Source organism: Mycobacterium sp. IDUB_37 (assembly GCF_055419245.1).
Genome location: NZ_JBVAXG010000008.1, coordinates 15,096 through 27,038, shown reverse-complemented (window position 1 = coordinate 27,038; position 11,943 = coordinate 15,096). Strand labels below are relative to the sequence as shown.

Genomic DNA, 11,943 nt, shown 5'->3' with positions numbered 1-11,943 from the left:
CTAAAGGTACTGGCGTTGTGGGATTACGGGGATTTCCAACGTGGATGGTTGATTGCGGCAGCAGGAGATGGTCGCTTTCCCCTTGGCGCTGGGCTCGTAGTGAGTGGGAAAGTGACCGAAGAGCGGGTTGCGGGGTTCCAGGTACCGGCCCGCGATGATGAGGCGAAGGCTGTCGCCGGCGCGAAAGAGGGTCGCGGAGGAGCTCAGGGGTATGACGACTTCGATCTGCTCGTCGTCGTGGACCGGTTGCACGGTGCGGAAGCTGTGTTCGGGCTGGTGGGTTCTGCTGCGTTCGGGGTCAAGGTCGCGCAGCGTCAGTCGGAGCCGCCCTTGGGCGACGCGGTCGCGCCCATATCCGTAGGAGCCGTTGAATGGAATGGGGACGCCGTTTGACCATTTCTCGACGCCGACGAACAACCGCGGGTCGTCGGTTCCGGTGACCTTCACGTGCAGTCGGAGGGTCATGGGGCCACTGAGTTCAGTGTCTTCCTGAAACCGGTAATCGAAGGCGGCGGCGTTGCGTCGCAGATCGAAGGTGAGACTGCCGTGTCCACTGTCGGTGTCGTCTGGCTGATCGCTGAGCCTGCCGTCGGCGCGCAGGCTCAATTGACGCCAATTGGTGCGCGCCAGCGGCCATTCCTGCTCGTCGCGGACCTCGACAACGTGGCCGGCCCGGTCCCGGATCTCTAGCCGAATCGGAGGCAGCGGGGTGACGTCGCGTTCGCGCAGGTGCCGGTCGAAGAATGCGAGCTGAGCCCCTAGGGCGCGCTCGCCATAGAACGCTGCCCATTTGGGGCCACGGTGGGCGTAGGCGTGGCGTTCGGTCGAGCCGGTCCGCTGGAACGCCCGCATCGATCCGACGCTGTGAAGATTGTTGTCGGAGAAGCTGGTGCATACCAGCATGGGCACGTTGATCTTGGACAGATCCGGTGTCAGGGCATCCCACCAGGCGTCGCGCAGAGGATGCTTGCGGCGCTCGGCGGCGAGGTCGGTATTGAGCCGAGCAAGTCGCTTGGTCATGAATAGCCAGATGCGGGCAAACCCGTCTTCGGCGATTCCGCCGGGGGTGAAGAAGTCGCGGTAGGCGTCGGTGAACCCTTCCCACGGGCAGATGGCCTTCAGGGCAGGAGGGTTGAGTGCGGCGACTTTGTACTGGGACAGCGCCAGGTAGGACACCCCGAGCATCCCGACGCGGCCTGTCGACCAGGGCTGCTCGGCAACCCAGGAAAGAACCTGGCAGATGTCGTCTGCCTCCTGATCTGACAGCAGGTCGCCGCGCCCGTCGGAACGGCCGCCACCCCGGGTGTCCAGGTTGATCACCGCGTATCCCTTTGGTGCCCACCAAGCGGGATCTGGTGCCTCCCAACTGGTTTGGTCGGAGATCTGCAGTGGTTCGGGCTGGTTCATGATTCGGAACTGTTTGTTGAGCGACCAGCCGCGACGCTTCTTCGTGGGGATACGGTCCTTGCCGTAGGGGTGTGCCGAAAGGATCACCGGAAACGGTCCCGCACCGGCGGGACGGAACAGGTTCAGCCGCAAGACGGCGCCATCGCGCATCCTCACCTCGAGGTCTTCGTCCTTCGTAACGTCGGCCGGCATCGGATACACGGTGATCGGCGGGTGCAACGCCGCGCGCCACCGGGTCCGCGCGTAGGCAAATCGCCCGGGACGGTGCCAGGGACGGTCGAGGCTGGTGGATTGCACGGGCGGATCTCCCATGGTTTTGAGTGACGTTCTAATGCATTAGAGCGTCACTCTAAACCATCAGTAGGATGCTGTCTATGAACACACCCCGGTCTGCGGAATCCATGAGCCGGAGTCGGCAGAAACAGGTCGGCGACGCCCTGCGATTGGACACCCGCAATCGAATTCTGACGGCCGCGGCGGGGGAGTTTGCGGCGCACGGCTACGCGGGGACAACCGTCAACCGACTCGCGGCGGCCGCTGGCGTTTCCGTCCAGACCCTCTATTTGGCGTGGGGAAGCAAACGCGCACTACTGCGTGGCTACATGGAAAGCGTCATTGCGGGTGACCTCAGATCGCCTGAAGACGCAAGCCGACGGTTCACGGGCTTGTCACCCCAGCAACGGCTTTCAGAACTCGCGACTCTCGTCACAGAAGTAGCCGAACGCGCCGCGACCGGCTGGAAGCTGTATCGGGACGCTGCCGCCGTCGATCCCGAGATAGCGGCGGACTGGCACGAACTCCAGATGCTGCGTCACCGGCTGTTCTCCCGGATTCTCAGCGACATCCCGGCCAGCGCGCTCGCCGGCGGAATCGCCATAGAGAAGGCCGTCGATACCGCCTGGGCCATCGCGAGTCCCGAAAGCTATGACCTACTCGTGCACCACCGCGGCTACACACTGCATGAGTTCGGGGTCTGGATGCAGCAAACCCTGAGTGCGGCCGTACTGACCTCCTGAGCGTGACACGCCGTTTGGTTCGTGATTGACCCGTGATTGGGGACCCTGGGTGCTCAAATGGGCATAAGGAAGAATGGGAGTGGGGTTGCGCGCAAAATCGATCGACGGAATGTCTCGCAGACAGTTTTTGGCGAAGGCTGCGGCGGCGACCACGGCGGGCGCTTTCATGTCGTTGGCCGGCCCGGTGATCGAGAAGGCGTTCGGTGCCGGACCCTGTCCGGGTCATCTGTCCGACATCGAGCACTTCGTGCTGCTGATGCAGGAGAACAGGTCATTCGACCATTACTTCGGCACGCTCTCCGGCGTGAACGGCTTCAATGCCGCAACGCCACTGTTCGCACAAAAGGGCTGGAGTCCCCAGACGCAGTCGATCGACCCGAACGGCGTCACAATCCCGTTTCGCTACGACACCACCCGGGGTCCGCTGCTCGGCGCTGAGTGCACCAATGACCCCACCGAGGGCTGGGTCGCGATGCATACAGCGTGGAACAACGGCGCCAATGACAAATGGCTGCCGTCGCAATACCCGCAACTGCTGGCAGGAAACGTCCCCGGGACGATGGGCTATTTCACCCGCGCGGACCTGCCAATTCATTATTTGCTCGCAGACACGTTCACCGTTTGCGATTCGTACTTCTGTTCGCTGATGGGTGGAACCGACCCCAACCGGCTGTACTGGCTCAGCGGGACTATCGACCCGGATGGACTGCAGGGTGGGCCGGTGTTGGTGAACCCCCCGCTCACTTCCATACCGACGGCGTTGTACAGCTGGACCATCATGCCGGAGAATCTCAGCGCCGCCGGAGTGAGTTGGAAGGTCTACAACAACAGGGCGCCGGGAACTCTGAACAACACGCCGCTGGGTGACAGCGGCATGGTTGAGACCTTCAAGCAGTCCAGAGATCCCAGGTCAGACTTGGCCCGCTACGGTATCGTCCCGAACTTCCCGGTGGGCTTCGCAGCTGACGTTGCCGCTAACAAACTTCCCAGCGTGTCCTGGCTGGTTCCGGCGATCACGCATTCAGAGCATCCAGCTTTCCCGGTCGCGATCGGTGCTGTGACACTTGTCGACACGATACGGATATTGCTGTCCAATCCTGCGGTGTGGGAAAAGACCGCGCTGATCATCATGTATGACGAATGCGGCTCTTACTTCGACCATGTCGTTCCGCCTACTGCTCCGCCGGGGACCCCCGGCGAGTGGGTTCCCAACAGCGTGGACATCAACAAAGTGCCCGGGTCCGGCGGCATACGTGGGCCGATCGGTATGGGCAACCGCGTGCCCTGCATCGTCGTTTCTCCATACAGCCGAGGCGGCTTGCTGTGCCACGACACGTTCGACCACACGTCTCAGCTTCGGCTGCTGGAAACGCGGTTCGGGGTACCGGTGCCTAATCTCTCGGCCTGGCGCAGAAGCGTGACCGGAGATATGACGTCGGCATTCAACTTCGCTTCCCCGCCGGACCGGTCGAAACCCAATTTGGACATTCCGCTTCTGCATGCGATTCCGAAGTTGCCGCAGTGCGTTCCCAATGGCGTGCTGGGATCGTTGGGGGATGCGGCGATAGGAATTCCCTATCGAGTGCCTTTCCCGCAAGCGATGCCGACCCAGGAGACCTCGCCAGTTCGCGGAACTCCGAGTGGTCCGTGCTAGCGCTGGTCAGCCGGCTCCGAGCGAAGCAAGCACCAATCCCAGATGATCCGCCGCAAGCCGGTGCGCCTCAACCGCGTCGCCGTTGCTGATGGCCGTCGCGAGCGCGGTCAGCTGCTCCACCCGTCGATACTCGTCGTGCAGTAAGGCCATGAGCTCTGCTCCGCCTGCCGACCGGCCGATGGAGTCGATGACCGCCATCAGGGTGTTGAGCGATAGGCGATAAGCCAGATTGCATGATCCGTCGATGATCGCCGACCAGAACTCGAGGTTGCCTGCTTCGAGATCGGCGACCGACGCGGTGGGCGATGGGACTTGCGTCGAGAGCCGGCCTCCGACCGCGGCTGATCGCAGGGCGCACAGGCGGGCGGCATCTGCGCCGACGCAAGCGCGCAGTTCCAATACCGCCCGCGCGACGCCGTCGTCCAGCACGCCGTTGCGGACGATGACATCGGGCAGCAGATCCAGTCGCGCGTTCTGATCGACCGGGAGCACGCGGGTCGCGCCGCCCTGATTGACCTCCACCAGATTCGCCTGTTGGAGGCGCTTGACTGCCTCGCGTACTACGTGGCGATTGACCTGGAAGGAGGCCGCCAGCTCCCGCTCCGGCGGCAGGGTGCCGATCAGTTGGCCTTCGATGATCGAGTTCAGGAGTTGTCGATGAACCTGCTCAGACAGCGGAAGCGCGCCGACGGGACGCCAGGACATGGGGCTGAGGGTAACACCGGGTTCAATAATTAACTGGTCCAACCACTAGACAGGTTGGACCAGTGGACCTATGGTGGGGGCCATGGATCTCTCCTCGCTGCTGTTGCTGCTCTCCGCTCCGGTCTTCCTGCTCGGTATGGGCGCTGAACTGCTCGTCCTCCGGCTGCGCAGAGGGTCCAGTTACGACGGGCGCGATTCGGCCGTCAGCATCGGAACCGCTCTGGTCAACCAGGCACTGACCGCACCATGGGCATTCATCGAAATCGCGGTGCTGGTGTGGATGTGCGGTGCCGTCCCCTGGCACCTCACCGGATGGATTGCCTGGGTGGTCGCGATGATCGCGGTGGACTTCGTCTTCTACTGGTACCACCGGTTGCACCACGAGATCCGACTGCTGTGGGCCGTTCACGTGGTTCACCACAGCAGCGAGCAGTACAACCTGTCGGTCGCGTTGCGTCAGCCGTGGGCTGTGTTCACGACTTTGCCGTTCCTGATCCCGGTGGCACTGCTGGGCATCGATGCGCGCATCATTCTGGCCTGCTACGCGTTCAACCTGCTGTACCAGTTCTTCCTGCACACCGAACTCATCGAAAAGCTCTGGAAGCCAATCGAATTCGTTTTCAACACGCCCAGCCACCACCGGGTGCACCACGGTTCGCAGGTCCAGTACCTGGACACCAACTACGGCGGCATCCTCATTGTCTGGGACCGCATGTTCGGAACCTTCGAAGCCGAAGGCGAACGTGTGCGCTACGGCCTGACCAAGAACATCAACACCTACAACATCGCCAAGGTCGAGACCCACGAGTTCGTGGCGATCTGGCGCGCGGTACGAGCGGCGGGCAGCTGGAAGGATCGATTCGGACACATGCTCCGGGGGCCGGGCTGGACGCCTGCCTTGGCCGGCTCAGCGAGTGTGCCCGTCTCAAGTCCCCTGCCGGTCGCCGTCAGCGGCTAGACCTCGACGATAAGGTCCGGGCCAAGAATGTCGCACTGTCCCACGAAGCTGCCGCGGCCGGGCCCGCACTACGATCGCGGTTCATGACCCAAGGAGCACGTGGACCGGATTCGGCGCAGGCACAGGCCGGTGAGATTGCCCCACTCGACCTCGTCGGCTCCGGAATCCTTCCCCCGGTCGATGACCGAGTGCGCCGACTCTTTTGGTGGCTCGAGCGCCTCGCGCCCACTCTGGGATCACGGTGGGCAGTCGAGTTGTGGTGCACTCCGCCGGTTCTCGAGTCGAGTCTGCGCATGCCGCCGGGCGTGTCTCCGGGCAGGCCGATAGAAGCGTTTTGGGATGGGCACCGAGTCGCTGGTGAGGAATGGGGCGAGGGGCCGCCGATATATCTGGTCCACGGCTGGGGCGGCCAGCGCCCGCATATGGCGATGTTCGTCAAACCGCTGGTGGAGGCGGGTTATCGGGTCGTCGCCTTCGACTTGCCCAGCCACAACGAATCCGAACCGGGTGCGCTGGCGCCCGGGCGTACCACCGCAATCGAGTGCGCCAACGCGATTGCAGCCATGATCGATGCCCACGGGGCCGCCCACGCGGTGGTGGCTCACTCACTCGGGGCGAACGCGACCGCATTGGCAGCGGCCGACGGCGCACCGGTAGGGCGCTTGGTCTTCTTCGCGCCCATGGGCGATTTCCCGCTTTATCTCGACTGGTTTGCCGCGCGCCACGGCTTCGGCCGCCGGATCCGCTCGGGCCTGCACCGTCGGCTGGAAAAGCGAATCGCCATGCCGCTGCAGGAGACGAACATGACGCGGATCGGTCGACGAGCCAACTACCCGCCCTTGCTTCTCATCCACGACCCCGAGGACCCGGACAGCCCCTATGCCGCCACCGAACGACTGGCGAAGTCATGGGAAGGCGCAAGATTACTGACCACAAAGGGGCTCGGCCGACTGGCTCACTACCGAGTCCTGCGTCACCGCCCCGCTATTCGCGCCGGACTCGAGTTCATCGGCGACCAAGCGTCGGAAAGTTGATCTCAGGCGCCTTCGCGACTCTGCGAGGGTTGGCGTTCTCGGCCCGGCCGGCTATGGATCTGAGCCGTAGTGGCTCTGGTGTAGAAAGTCGCCGACACCCCCGTCGGGTGCGCCGACCGGGATAGATCGCGCCTCCCCGAAAGCAGGCACGACTTCGTTTGATTGACGCCCGGGTCAATATCTGAAAGATGTGTCGGTCTTTCTGTACTGCGGTATCAGCTGCGAACTACGGTTCTCTCGCCGAGGGAGGCTTTTGGGGAGGGGGACCCTAGTGTCTTTTTTGATCGCGTCACCGCATGTTTTGGCGGCAGCATCTGCTGATGTGTCAGGGATCGGTTCGACACTGGGGGCTGCGAATGCGGCGGCAGCGTTGTCCACGACGCAGGTGGTGGCGGCGGCCGGTGATGAGGTGTCGATTGCGGTCGCAGGCTTGTTCGGCGCGTTCGGCCTGGACTACCACGCGCTCAGTGCGCAGGCAGCGGTGTTTCATCAACAGTTTGTTCAGACGCTGTCTGCGGCCGGTGGCGCGTACGGGTTGGCCGAGGCGGCCAACGTTTCGCCTTTGCAGCTAGTGGAGCGCGAAGTGTTGGGGGTGATCAACGCCCCGACTCAGGCCCTGTTCGGGCGCGGGCTGATCGGTGACGGCGCCAACGGTGCGGCGGGGACGGGGCAGGCCGGTGGGGCGGGTGGGTTCCTGTTCGGCAATGGCGGCAGAGGTGGGTCTGCGGCGCCCGGCGGCATCGGCGGGAGCGGCGGAGAGGCTGGAGTGTTCGGTTCGGGTGGCGCTGGTGGGGCCGGGGCGGTGGGCGCGTCGGGCCAGGCCGGCACCGCTGGTGGTCATGGTGGTGCCGGCGGCTGGCTGGGCGGTTTTGGTGGCGCCGGTGGTGTCGGCGGGGCGGGTGGCGCCAACACGTCGGCCGCTGGCGGTATCAGTGGTGCGGGTGGTGCCGGCGGCAACGGGGGTGTGGCGCGGGCGTTGATCGGTTGGGCCGGCGGCGCGGGTGGTGCCGGGGGTGCTGGTGGGGTCGGTGCTGCGGGGTTCTCCGGCGGTACCGGCGGTGCGGGCACTACCGGGTTTGCCGGGGGCGCCGGTGGTACGGGTGGGGTAGGTGGCGCCCATCAGGGGTGGTTGGGTGGCGGCGGACTGTTGGGCAGTGGTGGGGCCGGTGGTGCCGGGGGTTTGGCGGGCGACGGCGGAACCGGCGGTGGCGGTGGTACCGGTGCGTTGGTCAACGGTGTCGCGCTTGCGGGTGGTTCCGGGGGCGTGGGCGGGGTCGGCGGGCATGCTGGTGCCGGCGGTGCTGGTGGGTCGGGCGGGTTGTTCGGGTCCGCCGGTGCGTCGGGGGCGATCGGTACCGGCGGGGTCGGTGGTCATGGCGGCGTCGGCGGCCAAGGGTTTATCGGTAGCGCGGGCAGCGACGCGGCGGCACCGACTGGCGGCGGTCAGGGCGGTCTGGGCGGCGGTGGCGGCAAGGGCGGTGCCGGTGGCGCTGGTATTGGCGGGGTCGGCGGGGGTGCTGGCGGGCAGGGTGGTGCCGGTGGCAGCGGTGGCGGGGGCGGTCAGGGCGGCTCTAATACCGGTAACAGTGGCGGTGACGGGGCGTTGGGCGGCAAGGGCGGTACCGGTGGCGCGGCAGGCTCGGGGGGCCTGGGTACCGACGGCGGTAGCAGCGGTGCTCTCGGGCTCGGTGGCAACGGCGGCAAGGGCGGTGCCGGCGGCAACGGTGCCGCGACGAACGGCAGTGGGTTCAGTGGCGATGGCGGCGCGGGCGGTGCGGGTGGGGCCAGCGGCGGTCTGGGCGGCACCAGCGGGACCGGCGGTAAGGGCGGCAACGGCGGCCTCGGCGACAACACCGCTGCCGGGGGCAACGGTGGCGTTGGTGGCGCCGGTGGCAGCACCGCCGCTGGCGGTACAGGCGGCGCCGGCGGGGCCGGCGGCAGTGGCGGCGGCGGGGCTGGCACGGGCGGTATCCCCGCCGGTCAAGGCGGTAGCGGCGGCAACGGCGCAGCTGGCAACGGCGCGCTCACCGCGGGCGGCGACGGTGGCGCTGGTGGCGTGGGCGGTCAGGGTTTGAACACCGCGAGCGGCGGCGCCGGCGGGACGGGCGGCGACGGCGGAAACGCGGGCCTCGGTGGTTCGGCTGGCGTGGGCGGCGCGGGCGGCCAAGGCGGCGGCGGCGAGTCACCCGCTGCACAGGCTGGCGTCGGTGGCAACGGAGGTCAGGGTGGCAGCGGCTTCGAGAGCGCGGGTGGGAATGGCGGTGCGGGTGGCGGCGGCGGATCGGGCACCGCAAAAGGCGGCAGCGGTGGCGTAGGCGGCAAGGGCGGTGCCGGCGACACGGGCTTCAGTGGTGGCACTGGCGGCAACGGCGGGGGCGGCAGCGGCGGCCGCACCGCGGGTACCGGTGGCTCTGGTGGTGACGGCGGCCAAGGTGGCACCGCCGGAAAGGGTGGGTCGGCCGGCGCTGGCGGCCAGGGCGGCGCAGGCGCCATCACCTTCTCCGGAGTGAGCGGTAACGGGGGCGCTGGGGGGCAGGGCGGCGACGGGAACGGCAGCAGTGGCGGCACGGGCGGCAATGGCGGCGCGGGCGCCCTCAACAGTTCCGCCGCTGTAGCAGGCAAGGGTGGGGCCGGTGGCCAAGGCGGTACCGGCGACACCGGCTTCAACGGCGGCAACGGCGGCAACGGTGGCAACGGCGGTTCCGGCACGAGCACAGCAACAAACGGCGCCCAAGGCGGCCGCGGTGGCAACGGCGGCACAGCAGGCAGCGGTGGAAACGCTGGCAATGGAGGCAACGGCGGCAACGCGGGCAACGGCGGCAGCTCCGCCAGCGGTGGCCTCGGCGGCAGCGGCGGCGACGGCGGCACCGCCAATGGTGGCAATGGTGGCAATGGCGGCAATGGCGGCAATGGTGGGTCAACGGGCAGTAATGGAAATGCCGAAGGCGCTGGCGGCAAGGGCGGTAACGGCAGCGCCGGCAACGGCACGGGCACCGTCGGCGGCAACGGCGGCAATGGCGGCCAAGGCGGCGGCAATGGCAAGGATCTCGGCAACCCTGCGATCGCCGGGGGCGCCGGGGGCGCCGGAGGAAACGGCGGCGAAGCCGGCACCGGTGGCACTGGCGGCAGCGGCGGCGATGGCGGTGCCGCCGGCCAGGGCAGCCAGGGTTCTATCGGACCTGCCGGCCAACAGGGTCGCGGTGGCGGCGTAGGCGGCTTTGGCGGCAGCGGGGGCACCGGCGGCGGCGGCAACGGCGGAACCAACGGCAATGGCGGTGCGGGCGGCACCGGCGGCAACGGCGGTGGCGGTGGCAAGGGCGGCAGCGACGGGATGGGCGGCACCGGTGGAAACGGCGGCCAAGGCGGCACAGCAGGTGCCGCCGGATCGGGTGGCACCGGCGGCATTGCAGGCGCCGGCGGGGCCGGCGGGGTTGCCGGGGCGGGTGGCACCGGCGGTACCGGCACCAGCGGAAACAACGGGGGCACCGGCGGACTGGGCGGCAAGGGCGGCGCCGGCGCAGACGGTGCGGCGCCGGGCGGTCAGGGCGGCGCAGGAGGCGCGGGAGCCGCGGGCGGTCAGGGCGGCGCAGCGGGCGCCGGTGGCAGTGGCGGTAACGGCGGCAGCGGCGGTGATGGCGGCGACGGCGGCGACGGCCAAGACGCCCCCGGCGGCAAAGGCGGCAGCGCGGGCCAAGGCGGTCTAGGCACAGCACCTGGCGGAAGCAGCGGTAACAACGGTGCCACCGGCAGCGACGGAATCAATATCTAATACGCCGACCCACCACATAGCTGAACGGCGCATACGAGCTGCGCCAGAAGATCAACTTGGGATCGGCAGCGACGCTGGCGAAGTCCAAATGAACCGCACAAGCGGCAAGAATTCCCGACTCACCTAATGAATGAATGCCTAGGTCAAAAGTATTCACCGGGCAGGGACGAACCTCGAAAAACAGGGACCGCTACACGTCGACACCAGAGTGCTGCATGATGCAAAACTCATTGCCATCTCATGGGTTATTCCTATTTATAGGAATGGCCCTGAGATTTATCGATGGGATTCGTCTCAACAGAGGCGTCGGGGTGCCGAAACAACCCATTGTTGATTAGACGTGCGTCGAATATCGCGATGGCAGTCACCGGAGAACTTTTGGCAGCCGCCGTGGTTGCCGATCCCCGCGAGAAGCGGTGGTCCGTGTGCCCTTAGAAGGCCCGCCGCAGGAGGAGTTCGGGCAAGTCTGCCTGTCGATGCCCTAGTCAAGGCCGGCCAGGGCTAGGTACGAGCTACCGCCCTGAACTGCATCTATGGGCACATTTGGACATACTCAGCCGTGGGAACCTGGCCCATTAGGTCCGAAGACGTGGCATCCAATCGGGTTGACTACGCAATAGTCCGGATTGGTGTATCCACCTTGAGACGGTGGAGCACCGGGTGGATTATGAGTGGCAATCGATTCCGCGTAGCCAGAACCGTCGATCTCGTAGTCGTGGCAGAGTTGCATATCCCCCCAGTCGACGGTGGGAGTAGGCAGGGGTTGGCCCGGGCACCAAACATGAAGCGTTGCATGTGCCACCCCCGCTCCCATTCCGGCGGCCGTAATGCCGCCCGCAGTCAGCGCCCCGACGGCGAAGTGTCTGATGATCTTGGTGGTGTTCATGATCCCCCTTGTTCACTGCGACCCCCCGGGGGTTGCTGATCATATTGTGTGTGCGGACGTGTGAAGTATCAAGAGGGCCGTCCAGCGAAATACTATTATTCAACGAATGCCTAACAGTAGTGCAGATCTGAGGCCACTGTTAACAGTTAAGAAACAAGGCTGAACTCCCGCAGGAGATATCAGGTCGCCGGTCGTGACGAATTGGCAATCCAGCGTTACGATCCTGCAATTGGGAAATTGATTCGTAGCAAAGGCGAATCAATGGGGGCGCGGCGCTGTTTTCGGCGCACGGGCAGGACTATCAGACGCTCAGTACGCGGGCCGCTGAATTTCAGCGACAGTTTGCGGTGCCGTTGACTTCGACCGGCGGCCTCGACTAGCGAGTAGCGGTTCCACGGGACGGACAACGCTGCAACCGCGGCAAGAGCCAAAGCTGCCGCAGCCACCATGCATCTGAGGGGCCTCATGCGTAGCCGGCGGGGCGCCGATCGCCCGGATCCGTTTGCGCCATACC

Annotated in this window: 9 protein-coding genes; 6 read left to right on the top strand and 3 right to left on the bottom strand. The window is 66.1% G+C overall.

The annotated features are described in order from the left end of the window. Complete coding sequence (locus ACZY1I_RS23675; RefSeq protein WP_463758031.1) at window positions 1–1,719, bottom strand: CocE/NonD family hydrolase; 1,719 nt, start codon at window positions 1,717–1,719, stop codon at window positions 1–3. A gap of 62 nt (window positions 1,720–1,781) precedes the next feature. Between ACZY1I_RS23675 and ACZY1I_RS23670 the strand changes: the two genes are divergently transcribed. Beyond that, a complete protein-coding gene (locus tag ACZY1I_RS23670; protein WP_463758029.1) occupies window positions 1,782–2,423 on the top strand; it encodes a TetR/AcrR family transcriptional regulator in 642 nt (213 codons plus the stop codon). 109 nt (window positions 2,424–2,532) lie between these two features. Continuing rightward, window positions 2,533–4,077: a phospholipase C gene (locus ACZY1I_RS23665; protein WP_463758027.1), complete on the top strand. Its 1,545-nt coding sequence runs from the start codon at window positions 2,533–2,535 to the stop codon at window positions 4,075–4,077. A gap of 6 nt (window positions 4,078–4,083) precedes the next feature. On the opposite strand, the gene ACZY1I_RS23660 is transcribed toward ACZY1I_RS23665, so the two are convergent. Further along, complete coding sequence (locus tag ACZY1I_RS23660) at window positions 4,084–4,782, bottom strand: FadR/GntR family transcriptional regulator (RefSeq protein ID WP_463758025.1); 699 nt, start codon at window positions 4,780–4,782, stop codon at window positions 4,084–4,086. Window positions 4,783–4,864: 82 nt separating this feature from the next. Here ACZY1I_RS23660 and ACZY1I_RS23655 point away from each other — a divergent pair, with 82 nt between their 5' ends. The 3 genes from ACZY1I_RS23655 (at window position 4,865) to ACZY1I_RS23645 (ending at window position 10,543) form a co-directional block, all read left to right on the top strand. Then, window positions 4,865–5,740 carry a sterol desaturase family protein gene (locus tag ACZY1I_RS23655; protein WP_463758021.1) on the top strand — a complete coding sequence of 292 codons (876 nt, stop codon included), beginning with the start codon at window positions 4,865–4,867 and terminating at the stop codon, window positions 5,738–5,740. A gap of 83 nt (window positions 5,741–5,823) precedes the next feature. Then, window positions 5,824–6,774 (top strand): alpha/beta fold hydrolase, encoded by a 951-nt coding sequence (locus tag ACZY1I_RS23650; protein WP_463758019.1) that lies wholly within the window; start codon window positions 5,824–5,826, stop codon window positions 6,772–6,774. Window positions 6,775–7,045: 271 nt separating this feature from the next. Beyond that, window positions 7,046–10,543, top strand: a complete 3,498-nt coding sequence (locus ACZY1I_RS23645) for a PE family protein (RefSeq protein WP_463758015.1) — start codon at window positions 7,046–7,048, stop codon at window positions 10,541–10,543. A 553-nt stretch (window positions 10,544–11,096) separates the two neighbouring features. On the opposite strand, the gene ACZY1I_RS23640 is transcribed toward ACZY1I_RS23645, so the two are convergent. Next, window positions 11,097–11,429, bottom strand: coding sequence for a hypothetical protein (locus tag ACZY1I_RS23640; protein WP_463758012.1), 333 nt, complete (start codon window positions 11,427–11,429; stop codon window positions 11,097–11,099). 257 nt (window positions 11,430–11,686) lie between these two features. Here ACZY1I_RS23640 and ACZY1I_RS23635 point away from each other — a divergent pair, with 257 nt between their 5' ends. Beyond that, a complete protein-coding gene (locus ACZY1I_RS23635) occupies window positions 11,687–11,809 on the top strand; it encodes a PE family protein (protein WP_463758566.1) in 123 nt (40 codons plus the stop codon). The last annotated feature ends 134 nt before the right edge of the window (window positions 11,810–11,943 follow it).